The sequence below is a fragment of the Ruegeria sp. CG8 genome (assembly GCF_056537165.1).
Map to the genome: position 1 here is coordinate 379,091 of NZ_JBQFRA010000003.1, position 22,099 is coordinate 401,189.

The window sequence follows — 22,099 nt, forward strand, 5'->3', positions numbered from 1 at the left end:
GGGGCCCTACTCGCCGTAGGGCACCCAGATGTTCTTGATCTCGGTCGCAGCCTGCAGGAAGCGGCGGGTGTGGTCCATGCCCCAATCGAATGCCGTCGCGTTATTGACCCAGGTCCGTTTCAGGTTCCCGGCCGAGACGACCTCGATCTGTGCTGACAGGTCCGACGACGAGAAGGACCAAACCGCATCCACGTTCAGATGCGAGGCCAGCGGTTTGGCCAGCTCCTCGTGGCTGCCCGTCAGGATATTGACCACGCCTGCGGGCACGTCCGAAGTGTCCAGCACCTGATAGAAATCGGTGGCCGCCAGCGGATAGGGCTCGGACGCCACCAGAACCACCCGGTTGCCCATCGCGATCGCCGGCGCCATGGCCGAGACCAGACCCAGCAGCGGCGCCTCATCAGCGCAAAGCGCGCCGATCACGCCAACCGGTTCCTTCATTGCAATCGCCACGCCCCGGATAGGAACGCCATGCACCTGGCCGTCATACTTGTCGGCCCAGGCGGCTGCAGTGAACAGGCGCTGGATTGCGGCGTCGACTTCTTTCGCGCCGTCCTTGCGGCCGGTCATTGCGTCGATGCGATGCGCGAACTCGTCGGCGCGGGCCGAGAGGTTCTCGCCGATGTAATACAGAATCTGCGCGCGCAGATGGCCGGTTGTTTTCGACCAGCCCGCCGCGCCTGCCGCGGCCTCGACCGCGTTGCGCACGTCCTTGCGGTTGGCCAGACCCACATGGCCCAGCAGCCCCGCCTTGCCCCAGACCGCGCGGGAATAGCCGCCATCGGGCCGCGCCTGCTTGCCGCCGACATACAGTTTGGCCGTGCGGTCGACCGGATCGACTGGGCCGCCTTCGCCCACAATAGGTTCGATCTTGGCCAGCGGCTTGGCTTTGCCCTTGGGCTTGGTATAGGCGCTCAGCCCTTCCCAGCCGCCTTCCCGGCCAAAGCCGCTTTCGCGCACGCCGCCAAAGCCTGCGGCCGCGTCGAACAGGTTGGTGGCATTGACCCAGACCACGCCCGCGACCAGCTTGGGCGCGATGTCCAGCGCAAGGTTGACGTTCTCGGTCCAGACCGTGGCCGCCAGTCCGTAGCGGGTGTTGTTGGCCAGCTCGACCGCCTCGGCCGGGGTACGGAAGGTCGACGAGACCAGAACCGGGCCGAATATCTCCTCCTGCATCAGCGGGTCCGAGGTTTCGAGGCCGGTGATCAGCGTCGGCGGGTAGTAGCAGCCGTTGGCGGGCAACTCACAGGCGGGTTGGTAAACTTGGCCCACCGCGTTGCCCTCGACCATCGATTTGATGGTCTGCAGCTGTACCGGGTCCACCACGGCACCCACGTCGATACATTTGTCCAGCGGGTTGCCGATGCGCAGCGTGTCCATACGCGCGCGCAGCTTGGCGTAGAACCGCTCGGCGATGCCCTCCTGCACCAGCAAGCGCGAGCCCGCACAGCAGACCTGGCCCTGGTTGAACCAGATCGCATCGACCAGACCTTCGATGGCTGAATCGATGTCGGCATCGTCAAAGACGATATAGGGCGACTTGCCCCCCAGCTCGAGCGTCAGGGCCTTGCCAGACCCGGCGGTGGCCTCGCGGATGCGGCGCCCCACGATCGTCGAGCCGGTAAAGGCGATCTTGTCCACGTCCGCGGCCACGATCATCTCGCCCACCGCGCCGTCGCCGGTGACGATGTTGACCACGCCCTTGGGCAGACCGGCCTGCATGCAGACATCGGCAAACAGCAGCGCCGTAAGCGAGGTGTATTCGGCAGGTTTCAGAACCACCGTGTTGCCCATGGCCAGCGCCGGGGCCACCTTCCACGCCAGCATCAGCAGCGGGAAGTTCCACGGGATGATCTGGCCGCAGACCCCCAGCGCCTGCGCGTCGGGCAGCTCGGCTTCCATCAGCTGGGCCATGCCTGCGTGATAGTAGAAATGCCGCTGCACCAGCGGAATGTCGATGTCGCGCGATTCCCGGATCGGCTTGCCGTTGTCCAGCGTTTCCAGCACTGCGAACAGGCGGGCATGCTTCTGGATCAGCCGCGCGATGGCATAGAGGTAACGGGCGCGGGCCGGGCCGCCCAGCTTTTCCCATTTGGGTTGCGCCTTGCGGGCGGCGGCCACGGCGGCGTCCACATCGGCTTGGGTGGCCTGGGTCAGCTTGGCCAGAACCTCGCCCGTGGCCGGGTTGCGGCTTTCAAACCCTTGGCCGGGCTTGGTGAAGGCGCCGTCGATGAAATGGCCGAACTTGTCGCCCTGGTCGACCAGCCATGCCAGGGCTTCGGCGGCACTTTCCGGGGCGGGTCCGTATTCCATGGTCTCGAAAATCTCTTTGACTGTCATTGTTCCTGTCCTCAGCCCATCGGGTGCCGGTATCCGGCCGAGTATGCCCCGGTGACGAAATGTTCCAACTGCCGCTCGATATCGCCCAGCAGGGACGACGCGCCGAACCGGAACAGGTCGGGTTGTAGCCAGCGGCCGCCCAGCTCGTCCTTGATCAGCGAAAGGTAGACCAGCGCGTCCTTGGCCTTGGAGATCCCGCCCGCGGGCTTGTAGCCCACGCGATAGCCGGTGCGGTCATAATAGTCACGGATCGCGCGGATCATCACCAGCGACACGGGCAGGGTGGCGTTGACGCTTTCCTTGCCGGTCGAGGTCTTGATGAAATCGGCCCCGGCCATCATGCAGACCAGCGAGGCGCGCGCCACGTTGCGCAGGCTGCCCAACTCGCCGGTGGCCAGGATGGCCTTAACATGCGCCTCGCCGCAGGCCGCACGAAACGCTTTCATCTCGTCATACAGCGCCTGCCAGTTGCCCTGCAGCACATGGCGGCGCGAGATCACGATGTCGATCTCCTCGGCCCCGGCCTTCACGCTTTCCTCGATCTCGGCCACGCGCAGGTGAAAGGGCGACAGGCCCGCCGGAAAGCCGGTGGACACGGCCGCGACCGGAATGCCGGTGCCTTTCAGCGCATCCACCGCCGTTTCGATCATGTCGTGATAGACACAGACCGCGCCGGTGGTGATCGGCGGCATGTCCAGCGCCTTCAGAAGCGCGGGGGACACCGGCTGCCGGGCCTTGGCGCACAGGCGGCGCACGCGGCCCTCGGTGTCATCGCCCGATAGGGTGGTCAGGTCGATCATGGTGATCGCCTTCAGCAGCCAGGCGGCCTGATGCTCTTTCTTGACCGACCGGCGCCCGGGCAGGGTCGCGGCGCGGCGTTCAATGGCCGAGGTGTTGGCCTGCACGGCGCGCACCCAGTCCAGGTCCAGATCCATGCCGGGGTTTCGGGGCTCGGTCACTTGCGGCAGATGCGCGGTGCGCACGGGGCTTTCTGAGCTCTGCGTATCCATTGTCACGTCCTTTGGGAGGTTTGCGCCAAAATCGCACGGGAAACGGCCAAAGGAAAGGCAAACTGGACGCCTTTGGCCACTTTTTTGACCAAATGGACAAATCCGGCTTTTTCTTGCGAGTAATTCGCAACACGGTTGACTTAGTTGCGAATGGTTCGCATATTCATTCTCAACTGGTACTCGGAACGAGGTCACATATGATTCGCCGCAGTTTTCTTTTTGCCCTTGCTCTTGGTGCCGCGCTGCCCTTGGCGGCGTGGGCCGAGGCGCCGCTGAAGGTCGTGGCGACGACCGGAATGATTGCGGACGCCGTGCAGCAGGTCGGCGGTGATCAGGTCGAAGTCAAAGGGCTGATGGGTCCCGGAGTCGACCCGCACGGCTATCGCCAGACCCGCAGCGATATCGTTGCCGCGACAAGGGCCGACCTGGTCTTGTGGCACGGCTTGTATCTTGAGGCGCAGATGGAAGACTTCTTCCACGACCTCGGGCGCAAACGCAAAGTCGTTGCCGTGGCGGATGCCATCGACAAGTCTAAACTGCGTGCACATGCCGACTATGCCGACAAATACGATCCGCATGTGTGGATGAGCCCGGTCTTGTGGAAAGACGTCGTGGTCGAGGTGCAAAAGGCGCTGACCGACGTGCGGCCGGACTCCGCCGCTTATTTCGCCGCCAACGCCCAGCGTTTTCTGGCTGAAATCGACCAGTTGGACGCTTATGGGAAAAAGGTGCTGACCCAGGTGCCCGAAGACAACCGGGTGCTGGTCACCGCCCATGACGCCTTTGCCTATTTCGGCGAGGAATTCGGGTTCGAAGTGTTGGGGATACAGGGTATCTCGACCCAGTCCGAGGCGGGGCTGAACCGGATCGGAGAATTGGTCAACACTTTGGTCGCGCGCAACCTGACCGCCGTCTTCGTTGAAAGCTCGGTCTCGGATCGGTCGATGCGGGCGTTGATCGAGGGTGCGGCGGCGAAGGGTCATACCGTCTCGGTCGGGGGTGAGTTGTATTCGGACGCCATGGGCGAGCCGGGCACCTACGAGGGCACCTATATCGGGATGCTGGATCACAACATCACGGTCATTGCACGGGGCCTGGGTGCGGATGTGCCCGAACGCGGCATGACCGGCAAGCTGTCGGCGGGGCTCTGACCATGTTGGAACTTGCGGCTGGCAAATCGTCATCAAACGGGGACCTGACGGTGCAGGACAGCCCACTTGTGATCCGGGGGATGACCGTATCCTACGGTCAGAAGCCGGCCATTTTCTCGGTAGACATGACGGTGCAACCCGGGGCCATGACGGCCATCATCGGACCGAACGGCGCTGGCAAATCGACGCTGCTCAAGGCGGCGCTGGGTATCGTCAAGCCGCTGTCGGGCCAGGTGCTGGTGTTCGGCAAGGCGTTGGACCGGCAGCGGGCCCGAATCGCCTATGTTCCGCAGCGCGCCAGCGTCGATTGGGATTTCCCGACGCGGGTCATCGACGTGGTCCTGATGGGCCTGTCGCGGGAACTGGGCTTGCTGGGCCGGGTCCGGATGCGACACATGGCCCACGCGATGGAGTGTCTGCATCGGGTCGGGATGCATGAGTTTGCGGACCGCCAGATCGGCCAGCTTTCGGGTGGTCAGCAGCAACGGGTGTTTCTGGCGCGCGCACTGGCTCAGGATGCCGATCTGTACCTGCTGGATGAACCGTTTGCCGGGGTCGATGCCGCCACCGAAAAAGCCATAATCTCGGTCCTCAAGTCCCTTAGGGAAGCCGGCAAGACGGTGGTCGTGGTCCACCATGACCTTGCCACGGTCACGGATTATTTCGACCACGTGTTCCTGATCAATACCCGCAAGGTCGCCGAGGGCCCGGTGGAGCAGGCCTTTACCGCCGAGACTCTTCAAGCCGCGTATGGAGGCCGGCTGGCCACCGCCCAGATCGACCAGATCTCGGGCGCTGCGGGCTGACACATGCTGTGGGACGCACTGACCCTGCAATTGGGGTACAACGCCACCTTGGTTGCCATCGGGGCCACGCTGCTTGGGTTTTCGGCCGGCGTGACAGGCACCTTCCTGTTTCTGCGCAAGCGGGCGCTGGTTAGTGACGCAATTAGCCATGCGACCCTCCCGGGCGTCTGCATCGCCTTTATGGTTTTGGTGGCGCTGGGCGGAACCGGGCGAAACCTGATCGGACTGCTGAGCGGCTCGGCGATTTCGGCCGCCGTGGGTCTGTTGTGCATGAACTGGCTGATCCGCCGCACCCGTCTGGCCGAAGACGCGGCGATCGGGGCGGTCCTGTCGGTCTTCTTCGGCTTCGGTATCGTTCTGCTGACAATCATCCAGACCATGGGGGTGGGCCGACAGGCCGGGCTTGAGGGGTTCTTGCTGGGCTCGACGGCCGGGATGCTGTGGTCTGACGCTCTGATCATCGCGATCGGCGGCGCTGCAACGCTGCTGCTCGTCATGATCCTCCGCCGCCCCATGATGACGGTGGCGTTCGATTCCGAATATGCGGCCGCCTTGGGGCTGCCAGTGCATCGCATCGACCTTGCGATGATGGGACTTGTCATGGCGGTCACGGTTGTCGGGCTGAAGATCGTCGGATTGATCCTGATCGTGGCTTTGCTGATCATACCCGCCGTCACGGCGCGGTTCTGGTCGGACCGGTCCGACCATGTGGTGCTGTTGTCGGGGGTCATTGGTGGGTTGTCGGGCTATCTGGGTGCGGCGGTGTCCGCCTCGGCGCCCAACTTGCCGACCGGACCGATCATCGTCCTGTTCAGCTTTGGCTTTTTTGTCGTATCGCTGTTTCTGGCTCCGGTGCGTGGCGTGTTGGCCGCGATCGTGCGGCATCTGCGGTTCCAGCGGCGGGTTCACATCCGACAGGGGTTGCTGGCGCTTGCTCAAGGCCAGAACATCTATGAGCCCTACACACTGCGCCTGCTGCGTCAGACCGGACTTGCCCGGCCCGACGGGGTGGCTACGGATGCCGGCAGAGCGCAGGCGGCCAAGGCGCTGCGCGACGAGAAACGCTGGGAAATCGTACGCGCCGACAATGCGCACGAGGCAGCCGCCGCCCTGTATGACGGATTGCGCGACATCGAAACGGTTCTGACCCGGGACCAGATCGACGACATTGACCGCCGCATCGGCGGACCACGGGAGGTTCGCCCATGAGCGGTGAAGAATTCGTTCCCCTGTCCCTGACGCCGCTGCTGATCGGGACCTTCGCGGCCATCGCCTGCGCATTGCCCGGAAACTTCCTTGTGCTCCGCAAACAGGCACTGATCGGCGACGCCATCAGCCATGTGGTTCTGCCCGGAATCGTCGTGGCCTTTCTCGTCACCGGCGCGATCTCAACCTGGCCGATGATGCTGGGCGCCGCGGGCGCGGCGGTTGTCGCCGTTGTGCTGATCGAGACCATCCGGAGGCTGGGCCAGATCGAACCGGGCGCCGCAATGGGCGTCGTGTTCACCACCATGTTCGCCGGAGGGGTGCTGCTGTTGGAGCAGACCGACACCTCGAGCGTTCATCTGGATGTCGAACACGCACTGTATGGCAGCCTGGAAAGCCTGATCTGGCTTGACGCGACTGGCTGGTCCTCGCTGCTGGATCCGGTCGCGCTGGCCGGTCTGCCACCCGAGCTTGCTCGGATCGCCCTGACATTGGTGGGTGTCAGCCTGTTCGTCTGGCTGTTCTGGCGGCCGCTCAAGATCTCGACCTTCGACGAAGGCTTTGCCCGGACGATCGGCATTCGAACCGGGGCGCTGGGAATGGCGCTGGTGATTGCGGCGGCGATTGCAGCCGTGGCCGCGTTTGATGCCGTCGGCTCGATCATCGTGATCGCAATGTTCATCTGCCCGCCGGCCGCCGCCCGGATGATGACCGACCGGCTTGAGACCCAGATTGCCTGGAGTGTTGTCTTCGCCATCCTATCCGCCGTGTCCGGCTATATCCTGGCTGGATATGGCCCGCTGTGGTTGGGCGGGTCGGACGCCGTCAGTGCGGCCGGGATGATTGCCACCATGTCCGGCCTGATTCTGGCTTTCGCGGCCGTGTTTGGCCCCTGCCGGATGCGCGCAGCAGCGCCGGGTCCGGGCTGATCCGGCGTGTTCCCGCCACCCGGTCCGGTCGGTGATCGGCCAAACTTTGCCCACCAAACGGGGCAAGCGAACCTTAAGCAGATTTGTCCAACGCACCGTGTTAGACACCGCGCCATTACATCTTTAATGACCACCACTCACCACGGATCGTCCGGGCAATCGTGAAACTCTTGGCAACCAATTCGGGTTGCGCATCTCGATTGGCCGGGCGATCCGACCCCCTAGACCAAAGCAGCGTAAACCGGTGGCAGAATCGCGTGCGATTGTGCTAGGTCTAGCGGTATGGCGCAGGCAAACCCCAATATCAGCGAAAATCGCCCGGCAATCCGGCAACTCGACGAGGCCGCGATCAACCGTATCGCCGCCGGTGAGGTGGTCGAACGCCCGGCCTCGGCCGTCAAGGAACTGGTGGAGAACGCGATCGACGCCGGAGCGACCCGGATCGGCATCGACATCGCCGATGGCGGCAAGACCTTGATTCGCGTCACCGACGATGGATGCGGTATCGCGCCCGAGGATCTGCCGCTGGCCCTGTCGCGCCACGCGACCTCCAAGATCGACGGGTCGGACCTGCTCAACATCCACACCTTCGGGTTCCGGGGCGAGGCGCTGCCCTCGCTGGGCGCGGTGGGGCGCCTGACCATCACCAGCCGCGCGACGGGGACCGAGGCGGCCCAGATCCGCGTGGCCGGCGGCAAGATGGAACCGGTGAAGCCCGCCGCCCTGCGCGCCGGCACCGCAGTCGAGCTGCGCGACCTGTTCTATGCCACGCCCGCGCGGCTGAAATTCATGCGCACCGACCGGGCCGAGGCTCAGGCGATCTCGGACACGGTCAAGCGGCTGGCCATGGCGGAACCCTCCATCACCTTCACCCTGCGCGATGTCTCGGGCGGGGGCGAGGGGCGCGTGGTGTTCCGCGCCGACCGCGAGAACGGAGACCTGTTCGACGCGCTGCACGCCCGTCTGGCCCGCATTCTGGGGCGCGAGTTCGCCGAGAATGCCTTGCGGATCGACGCCACCCGCGAGGGGATCAGGCTGTACGGATATGCCGCGTTGCCGACCTATTCGCGCGGGGCCGCAGTGGCGCAGTTCCTGTTCGTCAACGGCCGACCGGTGCGCGACAAGATGCTGACCGGCGCCCTGCGCGCGGCCTATTTCGATTTCCTCAGCCGCGACCGGCACCCGGCGGCGGCGCTGTTCATCGACTGCGAGCCCACCTTGGTGGACGTGAACGTGCACCCCGCGAAATCCGAGGTGCGGTTTCGCGATCCCGGCGTGGCGCGCGGGCTGATCGTCTCGAGCCTGCGGCACGCGCTGGCCGAGGCGGGGCACCGCGCCTCGACCACCGTGGCCAACGCAACGCTGGGTGCGATGCGGCCCGAGCCGGCCCCCGCGGTACCCGCGCGGGTCTATCAGATGGACCGGCCCTCGCCCGCGGCGCGGGCCATGGCCTATCAGGCGCAGGCGCCCGGCTTTGCCGATCTGGCCAATGCCTACAGCGGCAGCGTGGTCGAGCCCGTGGCCGAAGCCGAGCAGCCCGACCAGACCCCGCCCGAGCACCTACCCCTGGGGGCCGCGCGCGGGCAGGTGCATGAAAACTACATCATCGCCCAGACCGCCGACGGCATGGTGATCGTGGACCAGCACGCCGCGCATGAACGGCTGGTCTATGAGAAACTCAAGACACAGATGGCCGAGAACGGCGTGGCCGCGCAGGCGCTGCTGATCCCCGAGATCGTCGAACTGTCCGAGGGCGACTGCGCCCGCCTGCTCGCGGTGGCCGACGACCTGTCGCGCCTGGGCCTGACCATCGAGCCCTTCGGCGGGGGCGCGGTGGCGGTGCGCGAGACCCCAGCCATTCTGGGCGAGGTCAGCGCGCGGGCGATGATCCTCGACATTCTGGACGAGCTGGCCGATCAGGGCGAAAGCCAGACGGTGCAGGCGCGGATCGAGGCGATCCTCAGCCGGGTGGCCTGCCATAGCTCGGTCCGCTCGGGCCGCCGGATGCGCGCCGAAGAGATGAACGCCCTGCTGCGCGAGATGGAGGCCACGCCCCATTCCGGCCAGTGCAACCACGGGCGGCCGACTTACGTTGAGCTGAAGCTGAGCGATATCGAACGGTTGTTCGGCCGCAGTTGATCCGGCCGCCGATCGGCGGTAGAAAATAAGAAACAAAACAAGAACGCACAGGTTGAGATGATCGAGATTGCAGGCACCCGATATTCGCTGGAAGACCCCATGGTGATGGCCGCCCTGATCGGGGCGGGCGTGGTTCTGTTGATCCTCGTCCTGCTGTTTCTGGCCCTGCGCGCGGCCAACCGCTCGGCCCGGATGGCCGAGCCGCTGGCGCAGCAGCTGGCCTATCTGGGCCAGCATGTGCAGCAGTTGGGGCAGGGGCAGGAGCAATTGCGCGGCGGGTTGCAGCATGTCTCGGACACGCAGGCCAATGCGCAGGTGCAGGTGATCCAGACGGTCGAGGCGCGGCTGTCGGCGGTGCAGCAGCACATGAACGACCGGCTGGCCGACAACGCCATGAAATCCGCCCGCGCGCTGGCCGAGATGCAGGAGCGGATGAAGGAAACCCTGCATGGGTCTTCGAAACAGACCGCGACCTCGCTGACCCAGTTGCAGGAACGGCTGGCTGCCATCGACAAGGCGCAGGACAACATCACCAAGCTTTCGGGCGACGTGCTGTCGCTGCAGGACATCCTGTCGAACAAGCAGACCCGCGGCGCCTTCGGCGAGATCCAGTTGAACGACATCGTGTCCAAGGCGCTGCCCTCGGACAGCTATGTGCTGCAGGCGACCCTGTCGAACGGCAGACGCGCCGACTGCCTGATCCGCCTGCCCAACCCGCCGGGGCCCATCGTGATCGACAGCAAGTTCCCGCTGGAGGCCTATGAGGCGCTGGTGGGCGCGGGCAATGACATGGAGTTGAAGGCGGCGGTGCAGATGTTCCGCAGCACGGTGCGCAAGCACATCACGGACATCTCGACCAAGTACATCCTGGATGGTGAAACCGCCGACGGGGCGCTGATGTTCCTGCCCTCCGAGGCTGTCTATGCCGAATTGCACGCCAAGTTCCCCGAACTGGTGCAGGAGAGTTTCTCGAAACGGGTCTGGATCGTCTCGCCGACCACCTGCATGGCCACGCTGAACACGATGCGGGCCATCCTCAAGGACGCGCGGATGCGCGAACAGGCGGGCGCGATCCGCAAGGAACTGGGCCTGCTGCACAAGGATGTCGAGCGTCTGGGCGACCGGGTGGCCAATCTCGACCGGCATTTCGGGCAGGCGGCCAAGGATATCTCGGAAATCAAGATCAGCGCCGAAAAGGCCGGCAGGCGGGCGCAGCGGCTGGACAATTTCGATTTCGAGGAGCTGGCCCCGGAGGACCGCGCCAACGTGGTGCCGCTGGGCAAGTCCGAGGGCTGACGCCTACTGGATCGACAGGTCCAGATTGTATCCGATGGTCTTGCCGGTATCCCGATCATTGCCCATCAGGTAGACGCGGATGGTATAATCTCCGTCCTCGGGCAGGGTGATGCGGGCTGTGTTGCCGTCGATTGAGCCGTTGTAGATCGCGACCCCGTCGCTGCCTGGCGGCAGGATGTTGAAATAGACTACGCCGCTGCCGTTGGTATCGCTGACCTGAAGCTCGGCGAACAATTCCTGCCCACCCTTCGCACCCAGCACGTAGTCGAAATATTCATCACCGGTAATGGTGCCGTTGACCATGGTGCCGAAGTTTCCGGGCTGGAATTTCACCTCAGCTGTCCTTTGGGCCAAGGCCGGCACGGCCACAACAGCAATGAACAGAGCTGCCAGAGCTTGTTTCAACATTCTGCATATCCTCCCGGTGGTTCCCGGCTCCAAGCCTAGCACAAACGAGGGACCGTTCAGATTCGCAGGAAGGGCTGCACCAACCGTGGGATCAGGCTATTGAACTTCAGCGGAGCGTCGGTCACCGCCAGGCAGATGCAATCCTCGGACATGTCGGCCACGGGTGTGTGTTCCAGATCCTCGTCTGCAATCTCGACATCGCCGCGGGCGAAATGATCCACCTCGTCGGAAAACGCGCCTTGCAAAACCATGGTCAGTTCCATGCCCTTGTGGCCGTGGTCGGGTACCGCGGCACCGGCCGGGATGAACAACAGGCGCGCCGTGGCATCGCGCGAGGTTGGCAGAATGGCCTGCTTGACGCCCATCCCAATCGACTTCCAGCGGATGCTGGTCACGTCACCGCCGACGTAATCCTGCAATGGGGCCGGCAGAACGTCGCATTTCGCGCGCGCGGGCTTGGGGGTCGGAGCACCCTGCGCGATCAGAGCCATTGTCGATGACAAGGCATCCGCGGACAAAGGTGCGGCTTCGACCTGGTCCTCAAGCATGTGTCCGCCCACCGCGTCATAACTCTCAGCGCGGGCGCGACAATGGTCGCACAGGGACAGGTGGGTCGCGACCATCAGGTCGAACGCTTCGGGCAGTGTGCCCGAGGCGTAGGCCATCAGCAGGTCGTCCGTCAGGTGATGTTTGATCTCGTTGCTCATCTCTATCATCTCAGTTCATCGCGTGGCGCAAGCGGTCCAGCGCCAGCCGTATTCTTGATTTGATGGTGCCCAACGGAAGCCCGGTCTGCGAGGCGATCTCGCGATGGCTCAGGTCACCAAAATATGCCTTCTCTATCAGTTCCCGCTGTGCCTCGGGCAATTGCAGCAGGGCCGTCTTCAGTTGCGCCGTTTCCTGTTGCAGCGCGATTACGTCTTCCTGTTCGGGTTCCGCTTCGGGACCCCATGTCAGTTCTTCCGGTTCAGGACGCCGCTGTTTGCGAATGGCGTCGATGCGTTTGTTCCGCGCGATCGTAAAGACCCATGTCGCCACGGTGGCCCGTGACGGATCAAACAGATGCGCCTTGTGCCACAACGTGGCCATGACTTCCTGCGCGCACTCCTCGGCCAACGTCGCGTCCGATCCCGACCGGATCAGAAACGCTTTGACCCGAGGGGCAAAGTGCTGGAACAGCTCGGCAAACGCCGCCTGATCCTGAGACTGCCGGATGCGTTGGACGTGAGACACCCACTCGCATCTTGGCGCGCCATTATTCTTCGTACCGTTCACCGACGATCCCTTGGTTCGTTTCGTGCCGCGCCCCGCCGATCGCGCCGCCGGGGCGGTCGCGACATCGTCCGGAACAACGGTGTCCATCTCGGTAAACATAACTGTATTACGCTGCCGCACCCAAGTCGGATCACGCCTGCCCGAGATTTTTGATCCGGTCGCGCGTTTTTTTCGTATCATGATTATGGATGTTCGCTGAAAAACCCAGCCGATCCAGAATGTTGACCGCTAGAAAAGATCAGTCCGACCATGCCAGAAATCGACTTCGTTCCGGCCCATACCTTTCACGGAAGGAAAGGTGCGATCGAGAACGCCTTTCGCTACTCGGTCGACTACATCCTGCTGGATCCCGAACAGGCATCGGAAACGCCCGCGTTGTTTTCGGTGGATAAACCCAACCTCACCGGCTGGCGGACCCGCGATCACGGAGGGGAGCCCGGTGTTGGTCGGGGTGCCCCTTGGCTCCGCGACAGTCTGCGGGCGATGCAAATCCCCCAACCCGCGCAGGTTCTGCTGCTGACCCAGCCCAGAGTGCTGGGCCATGTATTCAACCCGGTCAGTTTCTGGTTTTGCCTGAATGACGCAGGCGCGCTGTTTGCCGTGGTGGCCGAGGTCACCAACACTCATGGAACGCGGCACAGCTATGTCTGCCACAAGCCGGGGTTTGACGTGATCGCTCCCTCTGACCGGATTTGCGCGACCAAAGTGATGCATGTCTCGCCGTTTCAAAAGATCGAGGGCACTTACACTTTCCGGTTCGACCTGCGCCCGGACCGGGTCGGGGTTTGGATCGACTACGGCCGCGACGGGGGCGGTTTGATTGCTACGCTCACGGGCGTCCGGCAACCTCTCACCAATGGCGCGATCCTTCGTTCGCTGCTGCGACGCCCGTTTGGTGCGCGGCGGGCGGTTGCATTGATCCACTGGCAGGCGCTGAAACTGTGGATCAAGAAGGCCACTTTCCGACCGTTCCGCACCGCACCGGTGCCATCTCACCCCGTCTCGCGCCCGCACGAGTGACGATCTGCAGTTTGCGCAAGATCAAGGACGCAGGCGCGATGCAATGGTTGAGATGGACTTCAATTGCGGACAGAGGAGTTGAAACCAATGCTGGAAATCTCGCCAACCAAAGTCGCCCAGGTCGCCATGATGGGCCGCGAGCTGGATCGCGCCGAGGGCGAGCTGCGGGCTTTTATCGATCGCATGGACGAGGACGAGCAAGCCGAGTTGGTCGCGATCATGTGGATTGGACGTGAAAGCTTTTTCCCGGACGACCTCAGCGAGGCGATCGCTACGGCCAAGGCCGAGGCCTCGACCCCATGTGCCGATTACCTCATCGGCACGCCGCATCTGTCGGATCACCTTGAGAACGGGTTGGACGCGCTGGGCATCTCGGCCGAAGATGTCGAGAACGACCTGATGTAGACTTGGTCGCCCGCACGGTGTTTCTGCGCTATGCTCCGGGGCAGAGGGCGCCGTGTATTGCACAGCGCCCGGTCCACAGCAGGGGCGCCAGATGCCGCGTATGTTGAAGACGATATTGGTGTTGGCCCTTATGTCCGTTCCGGCGTGGCCGCAGCGTCCGGCGCTGGCCTGCACCGTTTGTCTGGCACTTCCCGAAAACTCTCTGGCCGACCGGTTGTTGTCTGCTTCGGTCATCGTTCTGGCCGCGCCCGCGCCCGACGACCCGTTCCGCTATGCACCCGTCGGGTTGCTGAAAGGCAGTTGGGACGAGGTTGCGGACCTCCCCCAGATACCGTTTCTGGTGGACAGCAGCACGCGGAATGCTCTGCGGGCCGATCCTGACCGGGTGGTCCTGATGATCTATGGCCCAGGCCGCCGGGACAAGGCCGGGCGCGCCTTTGATCAGTCCTGGACCAAGGGATTTCTGATGACGCCGCAGCGGGCCGATTTTGTTGCCGAGGTACAGGCGCAAGGCCAAGGCTGGCGGTTGGACGGATCCCGATCCGCCGAGCGCGCCGCGTTTTTCGCGGCCTATCTGAATTCCGGAGACCGGTTGTTGCGGAACACCGCTCTCATCGAACTCCACCGGGCACCCTATGCGTCTGTGCGCGGCCTGCGCGACGCTGCTGCAACCCCGGATCTTCTGCGCGATTTGCGGAGCCTGAATCGCGTAGCCTATGCCCCGGCAACGATCCGGCTGCTGGGCCTGCAATCTGATCCGGCCGCGGCAGAGGCGGTGCGCGCGGTCTATCCAAAGGCGGTCGCCACCGGAGGGTTCAACCTGCGCGAATGGGCGCTTGCCGGTATCGAAATCGACGGCGACCAAGCCCTGAATACGATCCAGGAGGCTCTGACCGCCAGCCCGCTTACCCCACAGGATCGGCAGGCGATCATCGCGGCGCTGATCGACGGCGGCGATGCGATGCCGGAACACCGCGGGAAGATCCTGGATATCTTTGTCGGTGAGATAGCGCGCGACCAAAGCACGGCCGGGCAGATCGCCCTGGCCACGCGCGATTGGGGGGATGATACGCTTGCCCCTGCGCTGCGGGCGCTTCTGGCTGACCCGCAGATCGACCCCGCCACCGCCTTCGCCATCCGGGTGGCCCTGCCATCCGGTCAGTGACCCCGCCCACCCTTACGTTAGGTTAACAAAGCTTAATCCGTTGGTCCGGAACCGTTAATGCGGCGTCCTTTTATCTGATGACAGTACCGCGATGCAGTTCGGATTTCAGGAGGACAAACCAATGGCAACCGCACAAACCACACAGTCGAACCACAGCCTGTTTCATGACCTTTTTGCAAAATACGCCGAGGCCAAGACCGAACGGTTTCGGAAGCAGATCTTTGCGAAGACGGTCCGTGACCTCGAACGCCTGAGCGACCAGCAGCTCCACGATATCGGCATCAGCCGCTCAGACATTCCCCAAACGGCCTATCAGAGCGTCTATCAGCGCGCCGCGTTGACGCAGTAGCCGGGGCCGCGCCCCACCAGGACACCGGCCAAACAGGGAGGAAACAGCCGATGCTCGACACAATGCAACCGACTCAACAACCCTGCCCATCCGCCAGCGCGCTGCTTCTGTTCGACCGCGCCATGCGCATCCGGGCGGTCAAGGATGACATCGTACGCGCGGCGCAACATCTGAGCGGTCTGGATGACCGGCAGTTGTCCGAGCTTGGCATCAACCGCAGCGATCTTGAGGAAACGATCGAGCGCTACATCTGAACCACAAGCGCCAATCCAACGGTTGGTGAAAACACCAGTAAAAAGCCATTCCGGTGCGTCCGGAATGGCTTTTTGGTTGGGTCAGGCCAGGTGGTCGACCACCTGCAGGTGCTGTGCCAGCTTGTCGATCTCGGCCATCCAGCTCTGAACCAGTTTCGGATCGCTGGGCGCGGCATGGACGCCGGCGGGGATGGCGCGGTTCAGCACCGCCTCGACCGCAAGCGAGACCGGGATCGACACCAGACGCGCCATCGCGCTGCCGCGTGCGTCGCCCCAGGCGTCCATCACATAGGTCTTGTGCCAGACCGGTACGCCGTCCTTCTCGGCCTTCAGGCCGACGCAGAGCACGACGCGGTCGGGCTCGCCCTCCTCATAGGCGTTCTCGGCCCAGAACTGGTCGGACATTTCCTTGAGCCTGGCATCGCCCTCGGGGCCTTCCAGCGTTTCGATTTCGCGGAACACGTCCGACCACGCATCCGACCAGCCGTTCAGCCGCAGAGTGCCGCGGACGAATTCCTTGACCGGCCAGTGCTCCTCGAAATGGTACTGCTGCATGAAGGGGATTGAATCGCGGTTCGGATAGACCTCGAAGCTTTCGGGCGTGGGCAGCGGGGCGACATAGGTGCTGATCGCGTCCCAGGGCCGGGCCACGTCCAGCGGGGCATAGTCGCGGATCGACCGCGAGGGCGAGCGCAGCGCCTTGAGTACGCCCAGAGGCGACCAGCTGAACTTGTAGCGGAACGGGTTGGGGTGTTTGGGGATGCCGCCGCAATAGGAAATGAAGCTCAGGTGGTTTTCCGGGTCGAAGGCGTCGGAGGCGCGGTAGTCATCGACCAGCGCATGCGCCATCAGGTGGTCGATGCCGGGGTCCAACCCGACCTCGTTGACCAGCGCGACGCCGGCTTCGCGGGCCTTGTCGTCCAGCGCGCGCATTTCGGGCGCGATATACGAGGACGAGACGAAATGCGCGCCCTTCTCGATCGCCAGTTCCGCCAGCGGCACGTGCCAGTCGCCCGGCAGCATCGAGACGATGACGTCGCCCTTTTCCAGCACCGCGCCCAGCGCGTCGATGTCGAAGGTCCGAATGTCGTCGGTCAGATCGCCGACCTCGGCGCGAGCCTTGTCAACGGTCCGGTTCCAGACGGTGACCTTGTGGCCGGCCTCGATCAGGCGGCGCAGGCCAGGGATGGCCGACAGGCCGGTGCCACACCAGTGAATCGTCATGGCTCAGATCCTTTCGATATGGGATTTGAAGGTGTCCTCGGCCCGCGCCCAAACGCCCGAGGTCAGGTCTGTCAGGGTCAGCAACGAGGGCAGAAGCTGCGCGGCGTAGTCTTCCGAGCTTTCGACCGGCAGCATCGAGGGCAGGTTGTCGATGGCCATCACGTCCAGCACAGGGTCGGTGGCCACGCGCAGGGCGGGTTCTTCCCAGGTTGTGGCGCGGTCATAGACCGGCACCGGGTTGTAGTCGCTGTCGGGGTCGCAGGCCACGTCGCCGATGGCGGTCAGCTTGCGCGGGGCATTCAGCGCCTCGCGCGGGACAAAGACCGGGGTGCCGGGGCGCGCGAAGATGCAGTTGAGGAAGATGTCGTGTGCAAGGATCTCCGGGAACGGCCCGCCATCGGCGGTTTCGGCCATGTCCCACTTGGTCACCTCGACCCCCATGGCCTCGCACAGGTCGGACGCGCCGGTGCCGACCCTTCCCAGCGCGCCGATGACCATGGCGCGGGGGCGGGGGGCGCCGGTTGCTTCCAACTCGGCCAGCAGCTCGGCGTTCAGCGCGTCCTTGCCGGGATAGACACCGACGGGGCCGCAGATCTCGCCGCGCTGCTGCGCCGCCCAGGTCTTGAGCGTCACCGCTGCCCCCGCGTAGCCCGCCCAATAGCCGAAGGCCGCGACCCGCCGGCCGTTCTCGTCCACCAGGTATTCCAAATCATACAGCGTGCCGCCGCCGGCCTTGAAGCGCTCCAGCAGCTTGCGGCCCGAATGCTGGCCCTTGAAGGCATGGCCGAACATGATGTGGCGGTGCGGCAGCGGCGTGCCGTCCTCGGGCAGTTCCTTGAGGCCGAAGATGATCGCATCCAGCGGCGCATCCGGCCAGGAGTTTTCCGGCGCGATTTCGCAGCCCGCGTCGCGGTAGCCGTCGATCGGGATGGCCCGGACATGGCTTTCCTCGACCGTCACGCGGATGCCGGCGGCGATCAGTTGTGCCGCACCCTCGGGCGTCAGGCCAACCCGTTCCTCGTTCGGGCGTTGTTCAGCCCGGACCCAGAGATGTGTCATGCGATGTCCTTTTGTCAGAGCATTCCGTCGGCCCGTACCGCCTGAACCGCGGGTCGGGCCTCCATCGCCGCGCGGAAGGCCTGGATCTTGGGAAAGGCCGTGACATCGACACCGTCACCTTCCAACCAGCTGCAAACCACGTAGAGATAGGCGTCGGCCAGCGAGAATGCCTCGCCCAAAACAAACGGGCCGCGCAGCCCGTTTGACGAGATGTAAGCGCAGGACTCGGTCATCGTCTGGGCCACCTTGCCCTTCATGTCCTGCCAGCTGGACTCCTGATCCGCCCAGCGGTGACCGCGCATCTTGTGCGCATGGTTCACATGCATGGTCGAGGCCAGGTAATACATCACCTCGCGCATCCGCGCGGCCAGGACCGGATCGTCCGGAACAAGCCCGGCCTTCGGGGCCTTGGCTGCGATGTATTCAAGCAGAGCGCCGGTTTCAGTCAGAATGCCACCATCGACCACCAGAGCGGGAACGCGACCCTTGGGGTTGATCTGCTTGTAGGCCGCCGTCGTCTGCTCGCCCGCTGCGAAGTCGAGCCTGATCGCCTCATAGTCCAGACCGGCTTCCTCCAGCGCGATGACGACGGCGATCGAGATAGTGCGGGGTGCGTAGTAGATCTGCATCTGGGACCTCCGATCCGGTTACAGGTGGGTCTGGGCGAAATGCCGGTCCGGCGCTTCCAGATGCGGAACCGCGTTGAACAGAACCGGGCTCAGGTCCGCTCCGATCGGGTGCAGACGATGCAATGAGGTGTTCATGATGGCAAGGGCCACGCGCGCCATCGCCGGGATGTCCAGCCCCATCGCCTGCCGCACCACCATCGAGATTAACCCACCCGAGGTCACCACGATGGCCGGCCCGTCGCCGTCATGGATTTCACGCAGAGCGTCCGAGACGCGGGTTTCAAACTGCTCGAAGGTTTCGGGCGCGTTCCGAATGTCGCCGTTGGCCCAGGCCTTGAAGGTCAGCGGCAGGTGCTGAACGAAGCCTTCGCGGTCCGTCGGGATCGTCACGCCGTGCTGTTCTTCGAACAATTGCGCAAGGGTGAAATACTCGATTTCATTCAGACGTGCATCACGGACGGGTTCCGGCAGACCCATGCTTGCCGCCGTTTCCACATGCCGGGTCAGGGTGCCGCAAAACACCCGTGGATAATGGGCTTTGGTCTCGCGCAGATGGGCCCCAAGCCAGCGCGCCTGCTGATGCCCAAGCTCGCTGAGCTTGTCATAACTGTGTTCGTCCCGTGCGGTGGTGTTGGCCTGCCCGTGGCGTACCAATGTGATGTATGACATGTCGGTCCCTCTTGGCCCGAAGTCTTAGGGCAGCTTGCACGCAGGGGCCAGAGGTGTTCGGCCGGTTGCCGTCAAAAAACCGGGACAGGCTGCAACCGGGCTTGCGGGCGGACGGCCCGGCGATAGAGTTGCGGCAAGCGACAAGAAAGGACAGCGCAATGGCCGTGAATGCGCAGAGGTTTCTGGATGATCTGCACAAGCTGCGGGAATTCGGAGCTGCGGGGGTTGGTAAAGGCGTCGTGCGCCCGGCATATTCAGACGCGGACATTGCGGCGCGGCGATGGCTGGCCGACCGGTTTCAGGAGGCCGGGCTGCAACCGCATTTTGATCCGGTCGGAAACCTGTTCGGTCTGGCATCCGCGCCGTCGCTTTTGATGGGGTCACATTCAGACAGCCAGCCCGAGGGCGGTTGGCTGGATGGCGCGCTGGGCGTAATCGCGGCGTTGGAGCTGGCTCGCTCCAGCCAGCGCCCGATCTCGGTGGTCAGCTTTCAGGATGAGGAGGGCCGGTTCGGCGTCACGACCGGATCAGCCATCTGGTCCGGCAAGTTGCCCCTTGCGCAGGCCGACGACCTGACCGACCACGCGGGCATAGGGTTTGGCGATGCGCGCGCTCGGATGCAAAGTCTGACGCAGGATTTTGTGAACCCCGCCCAATTCACCGGGTTCATCGAAATGCATATCGAGCAGGGTCCGGTTCTGGATGCCAACGCCGAGGCCATCGGTGTGGTCTCGGACATCGTGGGCATTCGCGACGTGGTCATCGAGTTTTCCGGCCAGCAGAACCACGCCGGCACGACGCCGATGCACCTGCGCCGAGACGCGTTCCAGGCTCTGACGATCTTCAATGGCCTGATCAACGAGCGGTTCCGCAACGTGGTGACCCCGCAGACGGTCTGGACGATCGGTCATGTTGAGCTGTCTCCGAATGCCTCGTCAATCGTTCCTGGCCGGGTCCGTTTCTCGATGCAGTGGCGCGATCAGGAGACGGATCGTCTGGCCCGAATGGAAAGCATCATTCGTACGACCGCCCAAGAGGTGAGTGAATCCATCGGGGGCGATGCGCAGTTCGGGCCAATGTTGGGCATCGAACCGGTTGAGATGGATCCAACCCTCCGGCGGTCGCTGGAACACGGAGCCCAGACCGTCGCGCCCGGCAACTGGCGGGTCATGCCGTCCGGGGCCTTGCACGATGCGTCGAACGTGGCAGCCTTGATGCCGGTCGGAATGCTGTTCGTGCCATCCATCAACGGTATCAGTCATGACTTCGCGGAGGACACTGCCGAAGACGATCTGGTGACGGGGTTGAAGGCCCTGGCGGCGGCACTTGCCGATCGCTGAGGTATGGGGCCGCCGACCGTGAATATTGCAATTTCAGCTGTTGCGTAACGGAAAAAAGTTTCCTATACGACACAAAGCTGCAGCATGCAGATGTATACTCCTTGTCCATGAGCGATTTAGGCCGTGATGAATACCTGCGATCTGAAGTCGGACGGAACACCGCCAGCCGTGAAGTTGCCGGTACAGGAAAATGCATGTCGACCAGCCAGAATTCCACTGACTCGATCCGGAAAGGCTGCCGTGGCATGGTATTCCCAGCCATGTGCTTTTGGATCCGGTCCATCGCGCCACTTTTGCCAAAAGAAAGAACACTGACATGCCTGGAATGAAGCGCACGCCGTTGTATGACCTTCATGTTGAGTTGGGAGGCAAGCTGGTTGATTTTGCGGGCTGGGAGATGCCCGTTCAGTATCCTTTGGGAATCATGGGCGAGCACAAGCAATGCCGCGAGAAGGCGGCGCTGTTCGATGTGAGCCACATGGGCCAGGTGATCCTTCGGGGAGAGAATGTGGGCGAGAAGCTCGAGGCGCTGTGCCCGCAGGCTTTTGCGACATTGCCCGAGGGCAAGGCGCGCTATGGGTTCTTCACCAACGAGGACGGCGGGATTATGGACGATCTGATCGTGTCGAACGCGGGCGATCATTTCTTCGTGGTGGTGAACGCGGCGCTGCGCGATCAGGACATTCCGCACATGCGCGCGCACCTGGACGGGGTCGAGGTGACCGAGATCTTCGACCGCGCGCTGGTGGCGGTTCAGGGCCCTAAAGCCGAGGACGTGGTGGGCGCGCTGTGCCCGGCGGCGCGCGATCTGAAGTTTATGGAAACCACCGTGGCCCCGATCGACGGAGTCGAATGCCGGATCTCGCGACTTGGTTACACGGGCGAGGACGGCTATGAGATCTCGATCCCCGAGGACAAGGCGATCGAGGTCACCCGCGCCCTGTTGGCGCATGAGGATTGCGAACCGGCGGGCCTGGGCGCGCGCGACAGCCTGCGGCTGGAGGCGGGTCTGTGCCTGTATGGCAATGACATCGACCAGAGCACTTCGCCGATCGAGGCCAACCTGGCCTGGGCGATCCAGAAGCGGCGCAAGGAAGAGGGCGGCTTTCCCGGCGCGGATCGCATCCAGCGCGAACTGGCCGAAGGCCCGGCACGCAAGCTGGTGGGGATCAAGCCCGATGGCCGCGCCCCGGCGCGACAGGGGGTCGAGGTGCAGGATCTTCAGGGCAACACGATCGGTCAGATCACCTCGGGCGGATTCGGGCCAACGGTCGGCGGCCCGGTTGCGATGGGTTACGTCGCCGCCGGCCACAGCGAGCCGGGCGAACAGGTGAATCTGATCATCCGGGGCAAGGCGCAGCCGGCGCAGATCGTGGCGCTGCCCTTCGTCAAACAGAATTACAAGCGTTGAAGTCAGGAGAGAGA

Annotated in this window: 22 protein-coding genes; 13 read left to right on the plus strand and 9 right to left on the minus strand. The window is 63.8% G+C overall.

Features of this window, described 5'->3' with window-relative positions; all coding sequences use genetic code 11:
• Positions 1-6 precede the first annotated feature (6 nt).
• Together ACR0EF_RS12015 and deoC are read right to left on the minus strand one after the other, a co-directional pair.
• Entirely contained in the window at positions 7-2,340 is a 2,334-nt protein-coding gene (locus tag ACR0EF_RS12015; protein WP_170372922.1) for an aldehyde dehydrogenase family protein, read from the minus strand.
• An 11-nt stretch (positions 2,341-2,351) separates the two neighbouring features.
• Positions 2,352-3,350 carry a deoxyribose-phosphate aldolase gene (gene deoC, locus ACR0EF_RS12020; RefSeq protein ID WP_170372923.1) on the minus strand — a complete coding sequence of 333 codons (999 nt, stop codon included), beginning with the start codon at positions 3,348-3,350 and terminating at the stop codon, positions 2,352-2,354.
• A gap of 197 nt (positions 3,351-3,547) precedes the next feature.
• Between deoC and ACR0EF_RS12025 the strand changes: the two genes are divergently transcribed.
• From ACR0EF_RS12025 to ACR0EF_RS12050, 6 genes are all read left to right on the plus strand, one after another.
• Positions 3,548-4,501 carry a metal ABC transporter solute-binding protein, Zn/Mn family gene (locus tag ACR0EF_RS12025; protein ID WP_170372924.1) on the plus strand — a complete coding sequence of 318 codons (954 nt, stop codon included), beginning with the start codon at positions 3,548-3,550 and terminating at the stop codon, positions 4,499-4,501.
• Positions 4,502-4,503: 2 nt separating this feature from the next.
• Entirely contained in the window at positions 4,504-5,307 is an 804-nt protein-coding gene (locus ACR0EF_RS12030) for a metal ABC transporter ATP-binding protein (protein WP_170341145.1), read from the plus strand.
• A 3-nt stretch (positions 5,308-5,310) separates the two neighbouring features.
• Complete coding sequence (locus tag ACR0EF_RS12035; RefSeq protein ID WP_170372925.1) at positions 5,311-6,516, plus strand: metal ABC transporter permease; 1,206 nt, start codon at positions 5,311-5,313, stop codon at positions 6,514-6,516.
• Positions 6,513-7,442 carry a metal ABC transporter permease gene (locus ACR0EF_RS12040; RefSeq protein WP_170360635.1) on the plus strand — a complete coding sequence of 310 codons (930 nt, stop codon included), beginning with the start codon at positions 6,513-6,515 and terminating at the stop codon, positions 7,440-7,442. Before ACR0EF_RS12035 ends, ACR0EF_RS12040 begins: the two co-directional genes overlap by 4 nt.
• A gap of 282 nt (positions 7,443-7,724) precedes the next feature.
• Positions 7,725-9,581 carry a DNA mismatch repair endonuclease MutL gene (mutL, locus tag ACR0EF_RS12045; protein ID WP_170372926.1) on the plus strand — a complete coding sequence of 619 codons (1,857 nt, stop codon included), beginning with the start codon at positions 7,725-7,727 and terminating at the stop codon, positions 9,579-9,581.
• A gap of 57 nt (positions 9,582-9,638) precedes the next feature.
• Entirely contained in the window at positions 9,639-10,877 is a 1,239-nt protein-coding gene (locus ACR0EF_RS12050) for a DNA recombination protein RmuC (protein WP_170370205.1), read from the plus strand.
• A 3-nt stretch (positions 10,878-10,880) separates the two neighbouring features.
• Here the strand turns inward: ACR0EF_RS12050 and ACR0EF_RS12055 are convergent, their stop codons facing one another.
• The 3 genes from ACR0EF_RS12055 to ACR0EF_RS12065 are packed head-to-tail and all read right to left on the minus strand — an operon-like array spanning position 10,881 to position 12,659.
• A complete protein-coding gene (locus ACR0EF_RS12055) occupies positions 10,881-11,285 on the minus strand; it encodes a hypothetical protein (RefSeq protein WP_170370203.1) in 405 nt (134 codons plus the stop codon).
• A 56-nt stretch (positions 11,286-11,341) separates the two neighbouring features.
• Entirely contained in the window at positions 11,342-11,992 is a 651-nt protein-coding gene (locus tag ACR0EF_RS12060; RefSeq protein ID WP_170370201.1) for a ChrR family anti-sigma-E factor, read from the minus strand.
• A gap of 10 nt (positions 11,993-12,002) precedes the next feature.
• A complete protein-coding gene (locus ACR0EF_RS12065; RefSeq protein WP_170370199.1) occupies positions 12,003-12,659 on the minus strand; it encodes a sigma-70 family RNA polymerase sigma factor in 657 nt (218 codons plus the stop codon).
• A 150-nt stretch (positions 12,660-12,809) separates the two neighbouring features.
• Here ACR0EF_RS12065 and ACR0EF_RS12070 point away from each other — a divergent pair, with 150 nt between their 5' ends.
• From ACR0EF_RS12070 to ACR0EF_RS12090, 5 genes are all read left to right on the plus strand, one after another.
• A complete protein-coding gene (locus ACR0EF_RS12070) occupies positions 12,810-13,580 on the plus strand; it encodes a DUF1365 domain-containing protein (RefSeq protein ID WP_170370198.1) in 771 nt (256 codons plus the stop codon).
• Positions 13,581-13,667: 87 nt separating this feature from the next.
• Entirely contained in the window at positions 13,668-13,985 is a 318-nt protein-coding gene (locus ACR0EF_RS12075) for a DUF3775 domain-containing protein (protein ID WP_093964170.1), read from the plus strand.
• A 91-nt stretch (positions 13,986-14,076) separates the two neighbouring features.
• Positions 14,077-15,150 (plus strand): hypothetical protein, encoded by a 1,074-nt coding sequence (locus tag ACR0EF_RS12080; protein ID WP_170342061.1) that lies wholly within the window; start codon positions 14,077-14,079, stop codon positions 15,148-15,150.
• Positions 15,151-15,271: 121 nt separating this feature from the next.
• Positions 15,272-15,499 carry a DUF1127 domain-containing protein gene (locus tag ACR0EF_RS12085; protein ID WP_170342063.1) on the plus strand — a complete coding sequence of 76 codons (228 nt, stop codon included), beginning with the start codon at positions 15,272-15,274 and terminating at the stop codon, positions 15,497-15,499.
• Positions 15,500-15,549: 50 nt separating this feature from the next.
• Positions 15,550-15,753, plus strand: a complete 204-nt coding sequence (locus ACR0EF_RS12090) for a DUF1127 domain-containing protein (protein WP_093964173.1) — start codon at positions 15,550-15,552, stop codon at positions 15,751-15,753.
• Between the two features lie 81 nt (positions 15,754-15,834).
• On the opposite strand, the gene ACR0EF_RS12095 is transcribed toward ACR0EF_RS12090, so the two are convergent.
• From ACR0EF_RS12095 to ACR0EF_RS12110, 4 genes are read right to left on the minus strand one after another with little or no spacing between them, the layout of a single operon-like run.
• Positions 15,835-16,977, minus strand: coding sequence for a saccharopine dehydrogenase family protein (locus ACR0EF_RS12095; protein ID WP_170370196.1), 1,143 nt, complete (start codon positions 16,975-16,977; stop codon positions 15,835-15,837).
• 3 nt (positions 16,978-16,980) lie between these two features.
• On the minus strand, positions 16,981-18,036 hold the full coding sequence (locus tag ACR0EF_RS12100) for a saccharopine dehydrogenase (RefSeq protein ID WP_170372927.1): 1,056 nt from the start codon (positions 18,034-18,036) through the stop codon (positions 16,981-16,983).
• 14 nt (positions 18,037-18,050) lie between these two features.
• Positions 18,051-18,665 carry a glutathione S-transferase family protein gene (locus tag ACR0EF_RS12105; RefSeq protein ID WP_170372928.1) on the minus strand — a complete coding sequence of 205 codons (615 nt, stop codon included), beginning with the start codon at positions 18,663-18,665 and terminating at the stop codon, positions 18,051-18,053.
• Between the two features lie 18 nt (positions 18,666-18,683).
• Positions 18,684-19,334 carry a histidine phosphatase family protein gene (locus ACR0EF_RS12110; protein ID WP_170364170.1) on the minus strand — a complete coding sequence of 217 codons (651 nt, stop codon included), beginning with the start codon at positions 19,332-19,334 and terminating at the stop codon, positions 18,684-18,686.
• Positions 19,335-19,492: 158 nt separating this feature from the next.
• Between ACR0EF_RS12110 and ACR0EF_RS12115 the strand changes: the two genes are divergently transcribed.
• Positions 19,493-20,674 (plus strand): hydantoinase/carbamoylase family amidase, encoded by a 1,182-nt coding sequence (locus ACR0EF_RS12115; protein ID WP_170372929.1) that lies wholly within the window; start codon positions 19,493-19,495, stop codon positions 20,672-20,674.
• Positions 20,675-20,990: 316 nt separating this feature from the next.
• Complete coding sequence (gcvT, locus tag ACR0EF_RS12120) at positions 20,991-22,085, plus strand: glycine cleavage system aminomethyltransferase GcvT (RefSeq protein ID WP_170372930.1); 1,095 nt, start codon at positions 20,991-20,993, stop codon at positions 22,083-22,085.
• Positions 22,086-22,099 lie beyond the last annotated feature (14 nt).